Consider the following 20,966-nt stretch of genomic DNA (forward strand, 5'->3'; position numbering starts at 1 on the left):
GGAACAGTTGGAGGAAAACCTCTTTTTGGCATTGGTAAGTATGGCACAATTTCCATTTCTATTGTATATTTGTCGAGTACTGAGTACATATAGGGTTGTGATTTCGTTATTTATGTTTCGCAACACAAATATCCACAACCCTTTCTTACTTTTCGAAAAAAATTTAAACACTTCATTGTAAAATTTTGTGGTTTTACCATTAGTAAACATACTAAAAAATCACATTATACAATTAAATTGGTATAATACCTTAGAGTAATTAAGGTTAAGTCTAAAAAAACATTATGAGTCCATTAGTCTGTATTTTCAGGATGAGAGCAGATTTGGGCTTATGCCCCATGTGGAGACCGTACTTACGGCAAATGGGGTAAAACCAATACTAAACTTTCAAAAGGTTTTAAAAAACACATATTTATACGGCAGTTTCTCTCCAATTGATGGAAGTCATTTTACTTGAGAAATAGAAGGTATTGATACACTCATATTTGAAGCTTATCTAAGAGCTTTTTCCGAATACAGGCCAGAGGAACTTAAAATAATAATCATTGACAATTCCGGATTTCATTCTACAGAAAATATTACTATTCCCTACAATATCAAGCTTTTCAGAATACCTCTATATACACCAGAACTAAATCCTGCTGAAAAAGTATGGCGATTTAAAGGAGCTGAAAAAATGACTAAATGAAACTTTCAAAAAAAATTTAGTAACCAAAACAATCTAAATATCGTCAAATATGAATTCTATATTGATGCTTTAAAAGGCTCGTTTTGATTCATAATTAGTGTTATTACGTTTCTTTTTGATTTTTTTTTTTTTTTTTTTTTTTGTATTTGCCTAAATGTCAGGGTGTTCATAGGTTTGTTTTATTAGTCTGTGTAGGGGGAATATAGATTTCATGTCATTTATTAAAAACAATGACAAAAGTCATAAAAAAGGAAAAGTATTTTTTAAAATAATTCATATTTTATGTTTGAATTATCTTTTTAGTATGGTAATGTGCTTTAAATGAGGGTGTAATGAATGGTGATTTATAGGTTTTGGGTATAGATTTATAGAACAGTCATCGATTTTTGAGTTAATTTGGAGTACTCTTTTCTTAGCAAACGTTAATATTAACATAAATAAACGTTAACAAAAGGTTATGTAAGTGTTAAAAAAAAAGAGTTGTAATTAACTAAAACTAAAATTATGAAAACAAATCTTAAAGCTTTATGAAAAAAAAAACTCAAAACAAACTTAGATTTTAAACATTAATTTATTAAATAAAAAAGTATGAATAAATTTTATTCCTTTATTTATCCCCTGAAAATTAGTGGAAAAACACTGTCAAAGGCTATTAAATCGGTAACGGTATGCTTCTTTTTTGTATTAAATGGGTATGCAAGCACCAAGGTCTCAGTAGAACCTGGTTCAATTACAATGAGCAATAAAAAGGACGGGGCTGATTATCAACAGACTGAAATTACAGGAACCGTTCTGGGTGAAGGTGGTGTTCCGGTGCCTGGCGCAAATATTATAGTAAAAGGAACTAATAAGGGAACTCAGACAGATTTTGATGGGAATTTCCGAATTACAGCTTCCAAAGGAGAAACTTTAGTGTTTTCCTATGTGGGTTTTAAAACTCAAGAAATTGTCATTGGAAATTTTACTTCTCTTAATATAACAATGATTGAAGATCTCGCAGGTTTGGATGAGGTTGTCGTTGTTGGTTACGGTACTCAAACAAAAGAAGCATTGGTTGGTTCAGTAACTACTGTAAAACCAGCAGACTTGAAAATTCCTTCTAGTAATTTAACAACCTCTTTTGCGGGTAGAGTGCCAGGAGTGATTGCCTTTCAGAACTCCGGAGAGCCAGGTGGTGGATCAGATAATGCCGAGTTCTTTATTAGAGGCGCTACTACTTTTGGAAAGTATTCCTCACCTTTAATTTTAGTTGATAATATAGAATTGACAGCGGATGACTTAGCAAGAATATCACCTGATGATATTGAAAGTTTTTCTGTATTCAAAGATGCTACAGCTACAGCTATTTATGGTGCGAGGGGTGCTAATGGAGTAATTGCCATTGTTACAAAAACGGGAGAGTTAGGGAAACCGCGAGTTTCGGTCAGGTATGAAACTACTTATTCTCAAGCTACACAGAACTTAGAGTTGGCAGATCCTTTAACCTACCTGAGGTTGCATATGGATGCAGTTAATACAAGAAACCTTTCACCAAACCGCAATGATCCTTTACCATATTTACAAAATAAAATCGATAATACTGTTGCAGGAACTAACCCGTTTGTTTACCCTGTTACAAATTGGCAGGACGAGTTGCTGAAAGATTTTACTATGAATCAAAGATTGAATTTTAGTGTATCTGGCGGAGGTGAAGTAGCAAGGTATTATGTGTCTGGATCTGTAGCTCAAGACAGTGGCATACTTAGAGTTGATAAACAAGCTAATTATAATAATAATATAGATAATAAAGTTTACAACCTAAGGTCCAATGTTAATATTGACTTGACACCCACTACAGAACTTTTGGTTAATCTAAATGCGACTGTAGATGATTATCGAGGACCTGTTCCTACCGGTAATCAGGTGTACAATATGATTAATAGAACCAATCCAGTTCGGTATCCAGCATATTATGCTCCTGATGCTGCTAATGAATCCGCAGAACATCTCTTATTTGGAAATGTAGATACCGGAGATGGAGAGTTGGCGGGTTATTTAAATCCGTATGCTGAGTTGGTAAGAGGATATCGCGATTACAGTAGGTCAGTAAGTATCTTAAGTTTACAGATTAGGCAAGACCTAAGCGGAATATTAGAAGGCTTGCATTGGAGAGCGCTTGGTAATGTTACCAATACTTCATCATATAACATATCTAGAGAATATGAGCCTTATTATTACGCTATTAGAGATAATAATTATAATAGAGCCGATGACACATATATATTAACAAGTTTGAATCCTCTAAGTGGGACAGAATATTTGAATTTTACTCAAGATCAAAACTCAAGAATTGTTAATAGAAATCTTTATTTTGAAACCGCACTTAATTATGACAAAACCTTCGCTTTTAAACATAGTATTAGTGGATTGTTAGTGGGTGTTATTAGAGAGTCTGTAGATGGTAATGCAACTGATTTGCAATCTTCGCTTCCAAGTAGAAATGTTGGTGTGTCTGGTCGTTTCACTTACGACTATGATAGAAGGTATTTTATTGAAGGAAACTTTGGTTACAATGGTTCAGAGCGGTTTGCGAAGAAAAATCGGTTTGGTTTCTTTCCTTCAGTTGGTGCAGCATGGGTTGTTTCGAATGAAGATTTTTGGAACATTGACCTTATTAGTAGGTTTAAGCTAAGAGGGTCTTATGGGGTAGTTGGAAATTCCAACATAGGTAATCGAAACGATCGTTTCTTTTATTTATCAAATGTTAATTTAAATGATAGTGGAGCTGGAGCGCAATTTGGAACCTTTGGCCAAGATTCAAGCGGGGGGGTCTCGATAAGCAGATATGAAAACCCGCATATTTCTTGGGAAAAAGCATATAAGCAAAATTATGGTATAGAGATCAATCTTCTTAAAGATGCCATACAGTTCCAAGCAGAGTATTTTAAGCAAAAAACGACAGATATTTTACAAACCCGTGCGGATATCCCTTCTTTTTTGGGATTGCAAGCAGCACCCGTGGCTAACTTGGGAGAAGGCAAGTCCAATGGATTTGAGCTCACCTTATTGGTCAATCATAGTTTTAATAGAGACTGGTGGTTGCAGGCAACTGCGAATTATGTAAAAACCAGTAGTGAGTACACTGTATATGAGGAAGCAGACTTATCTGCTACGCCATGGCTATCTAAAATTGGAAATCCATTTAATCAAGCATATGGCTTGGTTGCCGAGCGTTTATTTGTTGATGAAGCTGATGTGGCCAATTCGCCAGAACAGCAATTTGGAGAAGTGATGCCTGGTGATATAAAATATACTGATATCAATGGGGACGGTATTATATCCAGTTTAGATATTGTCCCAATTGGAGAGCCTACGCAGGCAGAAGTAAGTTATGGTTTTGGGTTTTCTTTAGGGTACAAAAATTTTGATATTTCTGCGTTTTTTGCCGGTTTGGATAATGTGTCCTTTTTTATGGATTCATCCAAGTTAACACCTTTTGCTGATACAGATGCGGGTGGTGACTATTTGTCCGATGCTATTGCAGAAAACCAAATCTTACAAGCTTTTGCGGATAGCCATTGGTCCGAGGAAAATCAAGACATTTATGCGTTGTGGCCTAGATTATCTAGCTATGCAGTCGACAATAATAATCAAACAAGTACTTGGTGGATGCGAGACGGCTCCTTTATGAGATTAAAATCGTTGGAAATAGGATATAACTTTGTGCCAGAAACAGGCGTATTTGGACAAGCTAGTGTTCGTTTCTATCTAAGTGGAACTAATTTAGCCCATTGGAGTAAGTTCAAACTTTGGGATCCGGAGTTAAGAGGTGGTGGAATGAATTATCCTTTGCAGAGAACAGCAAATATAGGTGTCAGAGTTAACTTATAAAATAAGAAAAATGAAAAAAATAAATAAAATTGTATATTCAATTATATTTCTATGCATATTTTCATGTGAAGACTATATAGATATTGTACCAGATAACGTAGCTACCTTTGATTTAGTTTTTAACAATCGCGCTAATGCCAAAAAATTCTTTTTTACCTTATATGGGTATTTGCCAGAATTCTCTGATATTAACGGTAATGTGGCGTTAGCTGGAGGAGATGAAATTTGGACCCATCAAACATGGACCGCAATGAGGTTATCTCAGGGAGAGCAATCCAAGGCAAGTCCTTTGTATAACGATTGGGGATACGGAAGCCGTCATAAACCACATATTGCCCTTAGAGATTGTAATATTTTCCTTGATCGGATAGATGCGGTCAGGGACATGACTGATGAGGAGAAAGACAGATGGAAGGCAGAAGTAAAATTCTTAAAAGCCTATTATCATTATCATTTATTACGAATGTATGGCCCAATTCCAATTATTGCTGAGAATATTGAAGTTAGTGAAGATGTGCTTTCGGTGCGTATAGAGAGGGATCCCGTTGATGATGTGGTAAACTATATAGTGTCGTTATTGGATGAATCTATTGAGTTTTTGCCATCTCGAATCTTTTTGGAAGGAGAAGAGTTAGGGCGAGCAACTAAGCCAATAGCAGCCATGCTAAAAGCCAAGGTTTTAGCATTTAGTGCTAGCCCATTGCTAAATGGTAATGCCATATATGCGTCTTGGACTAATAGTGAAGGTATGCCATATATTAATCAAACCTTTAAAGCTGATAAGTGGCAACGTGCTGCAGATGCTTGTAGGGAGGCTATCGACTTCGCTCATGACGCGGGGAATTCCTTGTATGAATTTACATCGGGGTATAGTTTGTCGCAGGAAACTATGACAAAGATGAATCTCCGTGGTGCTATTACAAGCAGGTGGAATAACGAAATTATATGGGGACAAGCTTATCCTACAACAAATAGTATCCAAAACTTTAGTTTTGCGCGAATTGATCCAAACTATGCGGGGTCAAGTTCAGGACAGGTGAATTCATATCACTCTGCACCTTTACATATGGCGGAATTGTTTTATTCTAAAAACGGTGTGCCTATTGAAGAAGATGCTTCATATAATTATAACAATAGATATGAATTGGAAACCGGGGATGCTGATAATAAGTTTTACGTAAAAGAGGGCTATGAAACAATTGGATTGCACTTAAATAGAGAATCAAGATTCTATGCGTCTTTAGCTGGTGACGGTATCTTATCTTATGACGTTAATAATGAGCAAGACGACACAAATTTATTCGTTGTTGATGCCAAAAACGGTGGTATATCTGGTTATATTAATGATCGGCAATATAATCAAACCGGATATTGGCCCAAAAAGCTAGTGCATTATAAATCAGCGATCGGAAATAACACTTTTACCGCAGAAAATTATGCGTGGCCAGTTTATAGGTTAGCCGATTTGTATTTATTATATGCAGAATGTTTAAATGAGCTGTCAGGTCCTTCCACTGAGGTATTTCAGTATATCGACCTTGTTAGAAGTAGATCTGGATTAGAGGGGGTTGAGGCTTCATGGAATGCGTATTCCGTTAATCCAGCTAAGCCATCTACTAAAGACGGCTTAAGAGAAATTATTCATCAAGAGCGCTTGATCGAATTGGCTTTTGAAGGACATCGTTTTTGGGATTTAAGAAGGTGGTTCAAAGCGCATATCAAATTAAACAATACACCAATGACTGGTTGGCGCTACACCGAAACAACACCTGAAAAGTTCTATGATATTGTAAGTTATGGAGCAACAAGCTTCTCCATAAAGGATTATTTTTGGCCTATATCTGAAAAAGACATATTAGCAAATCCTAATTTAGATCAGGCATTCGGCTGGTAGTTAAAAATTATTTAATAATTAAATAAAATACAATGAAGACATTAAAATTATTTGTTGCGCTTTTGTGTATGGTGGTGGCAACTAGCTGTACAGAAGATAATATAACTTCGTTAATAAAAGATGATGGTATTGCTCCTGGCCCTGTAGTGGTAGATGGGGGGGGCGTTGAAAACTTGGCGGGGGCGTCTATAATAACGTATAATCTCCCTAATCAAGCTGACATGTTATATGTGGTTGCGGAATACCAGCGAAAGCAAAATGGCAAAGTGGTAAGAACTAAATCATCTGTTTTTAATAATTCTTTAAGAGTTGACGGCTTTTCAGAAGCCGCAGCGTATGACGTGCAGCTCTATGGGGTAGATCAATCAGAGAATAGATCGCCTGTTACTACAGTGTCCATAAATCCAGAAAAACCACCTTATAAATATGTATGTGAAACACTCTATGCAGTGGAAGACTATGGAGGTATAAAATTGTTTTGGGAAAACCCAGAAAAGGGTCTGGTAACCATAGAAATTTATGCGGAGGACAGTACCGGAAATTTAGTTTTTCAAGATGCTGTTTACACATCTGCTCCTGACGGAACTCGCTTGATATTGGGGCAGGCAGCCATGGAAACTGAGTATGTATTTGTGGTTAAAGACAGATTTGATAATGCTTGTAGTGAGATAAAGGCAAGCTTAGCCCCACTTTATATTGAGATGTTTGATAGAGCTAAATATCAAGCGGTATATCAAATACATGATACACCATCTGACTATGGGTGGGTCTTGCCAAATTTATGGGATGGAGTAGTAAGTGGAAACAATGGATTTCACACGGGGTCTGGATGGGTGGATCCCGCTGGCTCATTACCGGAATATGCAGATTGGTCCTATGATGGCGTCAATCTTAATGTAGTTATGTTTACTATGGATTTAGGAATGTTATCTCAAGTTTATAGATTTAAATATTGGCCTCGGACAGGAAATTACATCTGGCGTCATGGAAACCCTCATCTTTTTGATTTATGGGGAAGTGATAAATTGAATGTAGATGGAAGTTTAGACGGATGGACCTTATTGTTAGAAAATGCTTCCCCTGTAAAGCCTTCTGGACAACCAGGGAACGAAAATACAACTGAAGATATTGAAGCGGGAGAGGCTGGGTTTAATTTTGAAATTTCACCAGATATGCCAAAAGTTCGTTATATCAGATTTGTCCAGAAAGTAAATCAAGATAGAAAGGCGACGCTATTACATCTAAGTGAAGTTGAATTTTATGGTGATAACCGTTAAAAATTAAATATAAAAAATAAGAGATTATGAATTATAACTCAATAAAAAAACAAATTCTGTTTGTTGGAATTGGAGTACTAGGAATATTACTTTGCCTTTCTTGTGATACTGATTTAGTAGAAACCTATGATCAGTATATTCCAGAAAAGGTGGTAAGTATAGCGAAACCTGATTCTGTGGCAGTCGTATCCACAGATTACAATAAAATTTTATTTCAGGTTTGCGTTAACGCGGATCCAAAAATAAAAAAGGCTGTTATTGCTTTATTTGATGATGATAAAACGGATGATGATGATAAAATAGTCACAACAATTGACATTGATAGAACGCTATTCAAACCAGAAATCTATGAGGTTGAGTTAGAGTTGTCAGAGGGAGGTAGCGAGTATTTTGTTCACTTAGAGGATGTAGATGGTAACGCGTCTATTAAATATGATGTCTTTGGTACAGTGTTAGGGCAAAGCTATAAGGAATCCTTACAGGCAAGACAATTTTCAACAATAAGTCAATATTCTGATTCAGAAGCAGTAATTAACTGGGTCTCTAACAGAGCTATAAATAACAGTAACGAGGAAATTGTACGAAATAAACTCTTGGTTAGGAGTGAACTTATCTACACGAGTAGTGTTGATGGAACAGAGAAAGTTATCGTCGTTGACGAATCTGAAGACGTTACCATAATTCCAGATTTTATCTCTGAGGAAACCTTTATCTATACAACCTTTTATAGGGCGGTAGCAGATTCTCCTTATATTTTTGAAAGCAACGCTACTGAAGAAGTGTTTCCATTAAAGCTATAGTTTTAGAGGACATAGTGCTTGTTAACATATCTTCCCAGAGATTAACTGTTTGGGGAGATATGTTGATTTTCTTTAAAGTAGTCAGATAATCAACTTAATCTTAACTGGAATTTTAAATAATTATTAGTCATATGAAAAAAAAGATACTACAATTTGTACTTGCTGTTTTTTTGCTTATCGTATATAATACGCGCGCCCAAACCGTAATTAACACTTTAGAAGAATTAAAAGCGGAACTAAACACTAGTGATGAAAGTTTTGTAATGACACCGGGTACATATTATTTTAATACCGATAATTGTGGTCCAGGTAAATTGTTTTCAGACCCAAGATTATTGTTGTTCACTGGCAATAACAGCGTTTTCGATTTTACAGATGTGAAATTTGAAATTGATACCAATGTTTTTACTCAATTTGGAAGCATAGATGTTATTGAATTTTGGCCAGTGGGAAGTAATAATATCTATAAAAATTTAACTCTGGAAGATATAGGAAATACCGTTCCTACTAAAGGAGCTGGGACGCTTCATCTTGATGGTTCAGATAATTTGGTGGAAGGTTTTAAAACTACCACTAGAGGCTCTTTTCCTTATGGTTACGGTGATATATTTGGAAAAGGAGGTGGAAGTGTTGTCAGTCACAATAAACACTCAGGAATATTGATACGAGGCGATAGAAATCATATAAAAAACTGTACCGTTATTATGAGAGCCTACGGGCATGGGATTTTTGTTCAAGGTTCTCATGATGCTGTAATAGAAGGCTGTTATGTTGAAGGTGAATTAAGAACCATTGGTGAGGTATTACAAGAAGAAGGTACTGGGTCTCCAGCAGATAACGTAGACTTTTTAACGGTTTGGGGTTTTGATTTAAGAGATCACCAAAGCGATTATACCTTTAGTCTACAAGAAGCTGGAATTAGAGCGTATTCAACCGGTGTAGTTTTTGATTCTGATGGTAATTCTACTGGTGTAAGTAGAGGTACGCTTAATACAACCGTTCTAAACTGTACTATTGTAAAGATGCGAGTGGGGGTTAATACCGGAGCCGAAGGAGGTGAGAATAAGCGCATAGAAAATTGCACCGCATTAGCCTGTGAAGGAGGGTTTTGGCTAGGCAATGATGGAGATGTTATAAACTGTCGTGCAGACGCATCGGTTGGCCCCATTTTGTCGGAAGATATTGCGCGTTCTAATGCGACTTATGAAGTGACCTTGCTAGATGATTATATTCCTAAAATAGGAAATGCCCCGTATTTTTATATGGGCGGGACTAATCATAATATAACCATCCATGATGGAACAACTTATTATAATCCTGATATAAAAATCGTCTTAGGTGGTACACGATTGGCAAGCAGGTTTCTGGTAGGCTCTGTAGAGCCGCCTCCTACTAGAAACGCCAATAATGTCACCTTAATAAATAACACTCCTTACCCAGTTGTTTTAGAAAACGCTTTTAATTGCGATGTTTTCTCTTGTGGGCCCGTAACCAATAATGGGTCTGATAATACGGTAACTCAGTTGGATGATTGTAGTGAAAAATTATGTAACAATACTGCCAATAACCTTGAAGCAGAATGTTATGATGATATGCTTGGCGTTGGAGTTAGGGGTATCCCAGAGAACAATAATCAAAAGGAAATTTATGGTATTCGCAATGAAGATTGGATTAACTTTAATGCTATTGATTTAACCGGAATGACGTCAATAACCGCTGTGGTATCTAGTATGGTTAATGATGCAGCAATTGAAGTTAGAATGGGTGGTGTTAATGGAGCGTTATTGGCCACAGTGGCTATATCAAGTACTTTAAGTGAAGAAACATATCATGAGTTTTCTGTAGGGTTAAATCAAGTGGTTAGTGGGTTAACGGATCTTTACTTTGTATTTAGACATGGCACTGAAACAGGTTGGTTGTTTAATTTAGATAAAATAAGTTTCGAGAAAGACCCCTGTTCTAGTGCGTCTTATAATCCACTTTTACCTATAAGTGCTGAAGCATTTTGTAGTTCTTCAGATATTACTCTTCAAAATCGTTCAGCATTTAATCAAGTGGTGACCACTATTGAAAACACAGATTACCTTAAATTCGCAAATGTCGACTTTGGGAATGATGATGTTTTTAACGCCATTCAAATTTTGGCCTCATCGGCTACAGATGGAGGGCAGATTGAGGTGCGTAGTGGTGCCGTTGATGGGGTGTTGCTAACAACCGTAAATGTTGAAAGCACCGGTGATTGGAATGACTATAAGATGTTTTCAAGTTATTCAAATACCGAAATTACCGGACTTCATGATATTTATTTGGTATTCACAGGCGGGAATGGAAACCTACTAAATATTGATAATTTTTATTTTTATAACGACACATGTTTAGGGGGGGCTTATGAGGCATATAGCCAAATAAGTGCACTGGAATACTGCCAGATGTTTGGCGTAGTACCTATAAACGATGCGTATCTTGGGGGGATCAATGATAAAGATTGGATCCGGTATGGGAGTGTTGACTTTACGACATTATCACCGCCTCAAATCACTTTCAATGTGGCCGGCTATCCTACTGAAGCAACTGTAGAAAATGGTTATATCAACGTGATGCTAGACCATCCAAAAGAGGGGGCCATGATTGCTACCGCTACAGTCCCTAAAACAGGAGGGTGGGAAGTCTGGGAAGAGATTACGGTTCCTTTACTTCAAGAGGTTACTGGTGAACACGAGGTCTATTTGCACTTTGGAAATGGCGCTTTCAATTTAGATTGGTTTGAGTTTCATGACGAAGTCGTTTCATTGGATAATTTGGCCTTAGCTACAAATGGAAGTGTGGCTACTCAATCAAGCACAGCTTATGAAGGAGTGGCTGGTAGAGCTATTGATGGTAACACAAATGGTAATTACGGTGATGGTTCCGTAACGCATACCGAACATGGTGCTACTGGGTTTAATGTGCTAAAGTGGTGGCAAGTAGATTTAGGGGCAGATAAAGCTATCCGGAAAATTGCAGTTTATGGTAGAACAGGGAGTAATTACGTGAATGACTTAAATAGTTTTACAGTTGAAGTGAAAAACGCTAACGGCGATGTTGTATTTACTCAATTTTTCGAAAATTATCCATCCTCTCGTCCACTGACCATAGATACTGGAACGATAGTAGGTCAGGTTGTCAGGATATCAAAAGCCTCTGATCGTGGGTTGTCCCTAGCAGAAGTTGAAGTTTTAGGAACAAGTTCATTAAGTGTTGATGATGTTTCATTAGAGAAAATAGGGATATATCCAAACCCAGCCGAAAATAGAGTGACCATTCGTAACGGGTCGGGTTTAAAATTAGAAATTTATGATATACTTGGTGCTTTAGAATCTGAGTTTATCATTTTGGAAAATGAAAAAGTGCTGAGTTTAGAAATGCTTCCTTTAGGTATTTATTTTTTCAAGTTTAAAAGTGAAAAAGGTATTACAGTTAAAAAAGTAATTAAAAAATAATTCTTAGAAACAGAATCATACATCTGGAATGTCTGCGAAAATAAAGTCTATCGGAAATTGGAGCATCCAGTTATTGCGTTAAGTCATGAGTAAACAAATTGAGATAGGCCTGAAGGTGGTCTATTGTTTTGAAGGTTACGTCTTTCAAATTCGGTTAGTATATTAAATGTGCTATGAAGCTATTTTAAAAGCTTTTTTGATTCATGTTTTTGCTTTTTCTCAAATGGGTCTGAAAACCAATATTGATATATGACCTGATCTATTTGTATATAGAATGACCCTTCAATGATCCATTGTGTCACGTTAGGGTAGGTCTGTTTAAATTAAGATTAGTAGTTTGTATGGGTTAAGGCCACTTAAATGGTGTGCTCTAATAATTGCACTTTTATATAACAGCTGATTGACTAGAAATCCATTATAAATTATAAGAAAAAGGTTTTCAGATTGTAATATTTTTTTGTTCTCCAAAAGCTTAAATAAGAGGTGTTTGTCTCCTGCTTACTGATTTAGAAAAGGTAAGCGGTCGTTTTAACCTTTATGGTATAAAACTTAAAGTGTGTAACTGAAATTAACCAGATAAAATTTTTAGTAATGAATGACATTAGGAAAAAAAATCACGTTCTATTTGTTTTACTTTTTATAACTGCTTCATCCGTAACGGCACAGTTTGTACATCCCGGATTATCCCATAAGAAATCTGATTTAGATAGGATGAAATATATGGTAGAGGCGGGTATTGAACCATATGCCAGTTCGTTTCAACTTTTAGCAAGTCATCCTAGAGCAAGTTATAATGTTCAGGTTGCAGGGGGTAACACCGGGATGACCACTCTTACATCAAGCTGGAATAAGTTTATGATCAATGATGGTATTTCTGCCTACTATAATGCTCTAATGTGGTATATAACAGAGGATCCACGACATGCAGAAAAGGCTGTTGAGGTATTTAGGGTGTGGTCTGATCTTAAAAAACAGGAAATAAATTTTGCTCTTGCAGGAGGACGGCATTGGAAGTTAATTGAGGCGGCTGAGATTATTAAAAGTACTTATAGCGGATGGCATACTTCCGATATTCAGAAGTTTAAGGATATGCTGGTGTATCCAGGTTATTCCAATACAACGATTCCAGCTGCTGCAATTGCAAGTGGTGATCATACCTTATATTGGCTGATCTACCAAGGGGATCCGGCTCGACATGGTAATCAAGGGATTTTTGGAATGCGTGTCATGATGGCCATGGGAGTTTTTCTAGACAATGAGATTATGTACGATCGCGCGGTACGTTATCTTAAGGGATACCCTCACCGTATCGATGATTTACCTTATCCGTCTGGCCCTCCTACCAGTAGTGGCCTCAAAGCAATTTATGAGCATTTTGAGGAGTATAATTTCACGGGGCTGTCTAATGAAGTTGTTGATTATGGTTACAACGAAGTAATAAGTAGCTATATCTACGAAAATGGCCAATGTCAAGAAAGTTCCCGAGATCAAGCACATGCCCACGGAGGTGTGGCAACTTTATGTACGATGGCAGAGATTGATTGGAACCAAGGTGGAAATCTTTATGGTCATTTGGATAATCGACTTCTTTTAGGTCTCAGTTTCTGGTACCGTTATAATTTAAGTTGGGTGGAAAGTTTTCCAGACCAGTTAACCCCATGGGAGCCCACCGTAGAATCAGGAGAGTATTTAGAGCGTTTTGACCGGTCAGGACGATGGAAAGCACTTAAAATCAATCCTTACCTCGCCCAAACTATTACAGATGACGTATGGCACCGGGGCCGGAAAGATCTTTTGGTAAGCCCGGCGTTGGAATCTAATTTGGGACATTATAAATATAGAATGAACCTTCCGTTTGAAGACATTAAATGGTTGGAGCGAGGATTTGACTTTTTAACAAATGAAATCGGATTGGAGCAACTCACTACAACCGATTTTCCTGGGTTAGGAGGTTTGAAATACCGTCGTGTGAGCCCAGGAGACCCCATTAGTGGCTTTGATGCTAATGGCTTGCCCAAATATGATATGAACCTTTTACCATTAACCATCGAAGCAGAGAATTATGACTTTTTCGCGGTAGATGGACAGGGAAAAATCTATAACGATCTGAGCGCCACAAATTCAGGGGGTGTTTATAGAACAGATGAAAAGGTCGATATAAAAGACTGTAGTGAGGGAGGTTATACTGTTACAGATATACAGGATGGTGAATGGTTGACATATACAGTGAGTGTTCCAACCAATGGCGTCTATGATTTAAGTATCCGATATGCTGCTGGGGCTAAGGGAGGAAAAATTAAATTCAATTTTGGAGAGAATGATGTCACCTCCCAAGTGGACGTTCCGTTTGGGGCTTCGTTCTCGACTGGACTTGACGACTATAAAGACCTTAAAGTAGGAGACCGAGTACGTCTCACAAGAGGCGTGCAGGCGATGAAAGTGTTATTTAGCGGGACTAATAATGCCTTTGAACTTAATCATATGACACTAAATTTGGTGAAAGCGGATCCTGAGCCGGTAAATCTCGCACCCTTATTCGGTACTGCCAGCCAATCGATTGAATCAGATCCTTGTCCTTATGGTGGGTGTGCCGAGTTGGCGATAGACGGGAATACCGATGGTAACTTTGGGAATGGGTCTGTGTCCCATTCGGCTCATGGAACAAATGATTCACTTAAGTGGTGGCAAGTAGATTTAGACCGAAATTACCATATTGAAACTATCAACATCTATAACAGGTCAGGATATGAAGAGAGGTTAAACAATTTTACTGTAGAAGTGACAGATGTACACGGGAACACAACGTTTAATGAGTTGTATGTTGAGGCTCCTAAACCTATGCTAAGTATAAATACTGGAGGTGTTGAGGGAAGTGTTGTAAGGATTAATAAAACCTCACAATATGCTGTTTCACTTGCGGAAGTGGAGGTCTATGGAGTTGGCCCTTCTTTATCAAATAAGCAGTTCGATACTTTTGATGCCATTTCTATTAGCCCTAATCCGGTTGAAAGCGAGTTCATAATTGAGAGCAACATGTTTGGAGCAGATTTACAAATATTTAACGTGTTAGGTAAAATAGTGCTCCAAACAACTGTCAAAAAGAACAAACAGAAAGTAGATATATCGCATTTAGAAAGCGGTCTTTATTTTATCCATTTAAATAATTATAGTGAAAAATTAATAAGAAAAATTATAAAAAAGTAGCTTATAATTAAAGATGTCCAGTTTAAAAATCTGTACTATGATTATTACCAATATAGTTAAGCTCATTATTACTTCTATGTAAGAACAGGTTTTTATAACGTCTGAGATTATATGTTAGATGCGTCTTTCATTAACATCTAAGAGGGAGATTTGTGAAGAACAGAAAAACATACTCATAAGGCTATGTAATTTGAATGCCTGGGCTAATCGGTAGTATTAATTGAGGATTTAACCCAAACACTCAAGTCGCCAATCAAGGGGTAAAGCCTTTGTGTTGAGGAAAAGAGACTTGTGGTAACTGAAGTGTTTATTTCTGGCGTTAAGAAAGGAGATTGGAAATTGATTAAGTACGATGTTATGGATGGAAAGATAAGAGAAACACAACTTTTTAACATTGCCAAAAACCCGAATGAATACTTGCCAGAACATAAAAGAACAGATGAAATGGAGACAGATTTAGCAGAAAATCCTAAATATGCTGATAAGCTTGCAGAAATGGAGGCCTTGCTGCTGTCTCAAATGGAGCAGTATAAGGATCCTTATAGATTATGGAATCAACCTCAAATTAAATAATTTTAAATAGATTTTTTGCGTACAAAAGCCTTGCGTTCTTTTTAGAATGTAGGGCTTTTTTTATGCTTATAAACAAGGAGCCCTTATTGCTTTTCTCTTTTTTTACTTTAAAAAGAATCATAATTTATAGTAAACGCATCAGAATTTAAAACAATAATTTAATTCTATTTGTAATATTACTTGAACTAAATTAAATAAAATTATGAGAAAAAATTACAACATTAAAAAGCTATTTATTATGGCACTGTTATGTGTGGTCTCGACACCCATTTGGGCAACCGATATAACCGTTGGTTTAGGAGAGGACATTCAGCAGGCAATCAACACAGTAGCCTCTAGTGGCGGTGGCGTGGTAACCGTTGCGGCTGGTACACATATTGTAACCACCCCTTTAAGGATTAAGAGCAATATTACATTACAGGGTGAAGGGAATTGGGCAAGTAAAATTAAAACGAATACTAATATTCAGGTTATTAATGCAGATGCTGAAGGTTTGGTTAATATTGTAATTCAAAATATTGAAATAGAAGGTGTTAATGGTGTTAATGGTGGTGGTATTCAAATAACATCACAAGGTGTGGATCATGATAATATCCAGCTCTTAAATGTACATTGCTATAACACGGGCTGGGGCGTTCATATTAAAGGGGCTAAAAATTTACTTATAAAAGATTGCCTTTTTGAGGGCAATGGAGCGGTAACAAAAGAGGGTTATGCGCATAACTTATATTTAAGACGTGTTTATGGTGCTGAAGTAAGAGACAGTAAGTTCCTTAACTCTATCTCTGCAAATGGTATTAATATTTCCTATAGCGAAGATATTGAAATCTACAATTGTGAAATGTCTGGGAATTATTTTAGAGGTGTTCGTGCTGCTAATACTGATGGTTATTTAGTGCATGACTGTATTGTTAAGGATAATGGCGATGTAGGGATTTTAGCAAATTCAGAAGGTGTTGCGACTACCAATATAGATATTAGAAGAAATTGTGTTTCTAACAATGCGTTGGAAGGGATAAAAGGTGTTAATGGTGTTACGGGAGTGGCTTATCATAATAATGCCTATGGAAATGGCACCGATTATAGTTTGCCAGGATTGGTAACGCAAGTGGCTAATAATTCAGATGTAAACTTAGCCTGTGTTTACAGCACTGTGCCTACCATTGGACTTTCTGCTATTAAAGCGGGAGGACAAGTGTCATTAAACTGGGGACTTAAAAATATAGAAGCTGTAAAACAGGATGTCTTTAGAAATACGGTTTCAAGCACAAGTGGTAGACAATTGATAGCCAGTAACGTAAATGGAGCGCATTTTACCGATAATACAGCCGTACAAGGCAACACGTATTGGTACTGGATTAAGGTAACAGATGGTTTAGGCGTTAGTTACAATTCGAATGCAGCTAGTCCAGAACCAGAGCCTATTGAGCCTCTTGTAATGCTTACCACTACAGCAGGAAATGGATTTGTAACTTTAAACTGGGAACTTCAGGGGATAAATTTAGGAACTAGTGGTATTCAAGGTGTTTTTAGAAAAAAAGCTTCCGATACAGGGGGTCGAACATTGTTAGTGAATAGAGTTCCTGGAACCACATATACCGATAATACAGCCGAAAATGGGGTCACTTATTTATATTATGTTAAAGTTACTGATGAAAATGCAGTGGATCATAATTCTGAAGCTATCGAAGCCACTCCAAGTGCAACTTTGTCAAATGTTAGCCTTAAAGAAGAGGATAATTCTAAGATCATGATGTACCCTAACCCTGCATCAAATCAATTAACAATAATAAATGCTTTAAATGCACAACTGGAACTATATGATAGTTTAGGCAGAAAAGTAGGGTCACAAGAAATTTTGTCAAATAATCAAACTATCGATATCTCTTTTTTACCTGTTCAGCTGTATGTGGTTAAGTTGAAAAATAAAGGAGACATTTCAAGTTTTAAATTCCTAAAAAGATGAAAATAAAAGCAACTCATATTTCCAAAATAAAGTGTGTAATGTTTAAAGTAGACAACACTTTAGTAACACCAGTATTATTAGCATTTCTGTTTTTTATAATAGGGTCTTCTATGCAGGCCCAGTTTGTACATCCAGGAATTTCTCATAAAACTTCAGACTTAGACCGTATAAAATATATGGTAGCGGCTCAAGTAGATCCATGGTATACTTCTTATCAAGATATGGTATTAGACTCTAAGTCAGACTTTAATTATGCCGTGCAAGGCGACCTCTCCTTTACAGAGTTGGGAAGAGATAATAAGGTGAATTATAACGCCTGGAATAGCGATATTAGAGCTGCCTATTACAATGCTATTCGCTGGTATGTAGAAGGGGATGCTAGGCATGCAGAAAAAGCAATTGAAATTTTTAACTCTTGGGTAAATCTAGAAGCGGTTACCAGTAATGGTACAACCGCTTTAAGTGGCGGTATAGCCCATATCATGATAGAAGCGGCAGAAATAATAAAGCACACTTATAACGGGTGGTCTTCGGCAGATAGAAAAAAGTTTGAGGATATGCTAGTGTTTCCAGGCTACTCGAATACGGCAGTTCCCGCAGAAGTATCTAGAACCTATGGTACTTTTTATTGGCAGGCTTTTCAAGGGGATCCGATTAGACATGGCAACCAGGGCTTGTCTGGATGGCGTACCGTTATGGCTATGGGCATATTTTTAGACAATGAGATTATGTACGATCGGGCTTTAAGATATATTAAAGGACTCCCACATCGCACAGATGATTTGCCTTATCCTGCTGGACCCAATACGAGTAATGCCATAACAGCTTCCAATCAGTATTCCGACACTTACAGTATAACACAAGGTGATACAGAAGAGGATTATGGGTATAATGAGGTGATGACCCACTATATTTGGGAGAATGGACAATGCCAAGAAAGCTCTCGCGATCAACAACACACAGCCTTTGGTATTGGATTGTTAACCTCTATGGCCGAAATGGCATGGAATCAAGGTGAAGATTTATATGGTTTTGAAAATGACAGACTGTTATTGGGCTTAGAATATAATATGAGATATAATGTATCTGCGTTAGAATCGTACCCTGATCAAACTTCACCATGGGAACCCACAGTGGCTTCTGGAGAATTTATAGAACGTATGGATAGAACGGGGCGTTGGTTCTCTAAAGCGATTAGCCCAGAAGGTAGAGGGGAGTTTAGTGGTATAAGAACTGTTTTTGAAATGCCCGTAGCCCATTATTATGGTAGAGGGTTGAAAACGGAAAACGAGGTAAAATGGACAACACGGGCACGTGATAAGTCAATCGCTATTTCTGGGTATGAACAAGCGGGATGGACCAATGATGCACTAGGATGGGGAGCACTTACGGCACGTCGTCCAATATGGTGTTATGGAGATCCCATAAGTGGTTTTGAGGCCAATGGACTGCCTGTTTACGCAATGAATGTGATTGATGCTACACCAATTGAAGCTGAAAATTTTGATTACGACCCTATTGCTGATGGAGAAGGGCGGACCTATCACGATTTAAGTGCTGATAATTCAGGAGGAGAATATCGTACTATGGATCATGTAGACATTGAAGCCATGCCAAATGGAGGGTATAATGTAACTTCAATAGAATCAGGAGAGTGGCTTTCCTATACGGTGTCGGTTCCAGAAACAGCAGTCTATGGTATTACTATCCAGTACGCTGCTTTGCAAGCAGGTGGAACAATTAAAATTAGTGTGGCAGGAGAAGATAAAACTACAGATGTTGCTGTACCTTTTGGTGCTCCTTATTCAACAGGTGGCTCAGACTGGAAGTCGTATGTCGTTTCAGATGATATCATTCTAAACAAAGGGGTTCAAAATTTAAGATTGACTTTCTCAGGCACGTCACAGGCATTTAAACTGGATCATTTTTCTCTGGCACAAACAGGGATTGTAAAAGAGGATCAGACGATTCAGTTTTTTACTCTTCCAAATAAAGTTATAGGGCATGCAGATTTTGCTCCTGAAGCTCAAGCAAGTTCTGGCTTAGATTTAAGTTATACCAGTTCAAATACAGACGTAGCAACGCTTGTTGATGGTAAAATTCATATTGTAGGAGCAGGAACGACCATTATTACAGCCTCTCAAAACGGAAATGCCTCTTTTAATGCTGCGCCTAATGTGTCACAGGAGTTAACTGTTGTTAATGCCATAGCAGATACGGTTACTTTAAGTGTAGATGCCGATGCTTATGTAAATGAAGGCAAGTCTAATGATAATTATGGCACGGCAACTTCTATGGTAACTAAGGTTGCTGGTCGGTATATTTATTTGAAATTTGATTTAAGTACTGTGCCTGGGCCTATTGTTTCAGCAAAACTTAGGATGTACCAAAGAACGAGCTTTAAGGATTTGCGTAGCGTGTATGATGTGGCAGATGATAGTTGGACAGAGACCGGCATTACATGGAATAATAAACCTGCTTATAACCATGAACGTGCTGTAATAACAACAAACCCAAGTACTTGGTCTGAATGGGATGTATCCTCATACGTTGCTCAAGAATTTAATACTGATAAAGTTATTTCTTTTGCCGTTAAAGACCCAGTGCTTAGTGGTATTGGTGTCGATTTTTATTCGAAAGAATTTGATTTTGGTAGTGTTGCACCTGAGTTGGTAATTGAATGTTCAAGTGTACCATTAAGTGTTAGTGAGGTAAATGCTTCAATAGAAACGTATCCTAATCCGGTTCAAAATGATCTTCATATTTCTTTGGTTTCTTCTAGCTTAGATAGCGATGAACTGCGTGTTGGGGTGTATGCTTTAACAGGACAAAAAATAATAGAAATGAAGCCCACTTCGCAACGCGTTAAATTAAATCTGTCCGAATTAAATAGTGGTATATATGTTTTAAAAATAAGTGATAAATCGAAACATATTACAAAAAAAATAGTGAAGCTTTAAGATGTATTTTTGAAGTGGCTCTAGGGTGTCTTTCTTATGTAAAAACACCCATATTGTGAGATTTAAAAAGCTCTGCTAAACCTGGTTTTAGTAGCGCTTTTTTTTATAGCATAGACGTGTGAAGAGCCAGTGGTAATGATAATCCCTCTAAATGAGTGATAATTTAAAGCGATGTGGTTATAATTTATAGATTTTTTTAGTCTTAAATAGTAATATTACAGATACTAGAAAACGGCTGCTTATTGCTTTTAAATC

10 protein-coding genes are annotated in these 20,966 nt (G+C 37.1%); all 10 read left to right on the forward strand.

The window, feature by feature from the left end; genetic code table 11:
- The first annotated feature begins 481 nt into the window (after positions 1–481).
- A complete protein-coding gene (locus ACFFU9_RS06160; RefSeq protein ID WP_379860551.1) occupies positions 482–688 on the forward strand; it encodes a transposase in 207 nt (68 codons plus the stop codon).
- 588 nt (positions 689–1,276) lie between these two features.
- On the forward strand, positions 1,277–4,558 hold the full coding sequence (locus tag ACFFU9_RS06165; protein WP_379860522.1) for a SusC/RagA family TonB-linked outer membrane protein: 3,282 nt from the start codon (positions 1,277–1,279) through the stop codon (positions 4,556–4,558).
- A gap of 250 nt (positions 4,559–4,808) precedes the next feature.
- Complete coding sequence (locus ACFFU9_RS06170) at positions 4,809–6,452, forward strand: RagB/SusD family nutrient uptake outer membrane protein (RefSeq protein ID WP_512699413.1); 1,644 nt, start codon at positions 4,809–4,811, stop codon at positions 6,450–6,452.
- A gap of 32 nt (positions 6,453–6,484) precedes the next feature.
- Positions 6,485–7,729, forward strand: coding sequence for a DUF5000 domain-containing lipoprotein (locus tag ACFFU9_RS06175; RefSeq protein ID WP_379860524.1), 1,245 nt, complete (start codon positions 6,485–6,487; stop codon positions 7,727–7,729).
- 26 nt (positions 7,730–7,755) lie between these two features.
- Positions 7,756–8,529, forward strand: a complete 774-nt coding sequence (locus tag ACFFU9_RS06180) for a DUF4998 domain-containing protein (protein WP_379860525.1) — start codon at positions 7,756–7,758, stop codon at positions 8,527–8,529.
- Between the two features lie 131 nt (positions 8,530–8,660).
- Entirely contained in the window at positions 8,661–12,008 is a 3,348-nt protein-coding gene (locus ACFFU9_RS06185; protein ID WP_379860526.1) for a carbohydrate-binding protein, read from the forward strand.
- 591 nt (positions 12,009–12,599) lie between these two features.
- On the forward strand, positions 12,600–15,212 hold the full coding sequence (locus ACFFU9_RS06190) for a T9SS type A sorting domain-containing protein (RefSeq protein ID WP_379860527.1): 2,613 nt from the start codon (positions 12,600–12,602) through the stop codon (positions 15,210–15,212).
- Positions 15,213–15,503: 291 nt separating this feature from the next.
- Positions 15,504–15,785, forward strand: coding sequence for a hypothetical protein (locus ACFFU9_RS06195; RefSeq protein WP_379860528.1), 282 nt, complete (start codon positions 15,504–15,506; stop codon positions 15,783–15,785).
- A 238-nt stretch (positions 15,786–16,023) separates the two neighbouring features.
- The gene (locus ACFFU9_RS06200; protein WP_379860529.1) at positions 16,024–17,751 is read left to right on the forward strand and encodes a T9SS type A sorting domain-containing protein; all 1,728 of its coding nucleotides are present in this window, start codon (positions 16,024–16,026) and stop codon (positions 17,749–17,751) included.
- Positions 17,748–20,711, forward strand: coding sequence for a CBM96 family carbohydrate-binding protein (locus ACFFU9_RS06205; protein WP_379860530.1), 2,964 nt, complete (start codon positions 17,748–17,750; stop codon positions 20,709–20,711). Before ACFFU9_RS06200 ends, ACFFU9_RS06205 begins: the two co-directional genes overlap by 4 nt.
- The last annotated feature ends 255 nt before the right edge of the window (positions 20,712–20,966 follow it).

It is taken from the genome of Mariniflexile ostreae, assembly GCF_042427585.1.
In the GTDB taxonomy this organism is placed as follows: domain Bacteria; phylum Bacteroidota; class Bacteroidia; order Flavobacteriales; family Flavobacteriaceae; genus Pseudalgibacter; species Pseudalgibacter ostreae.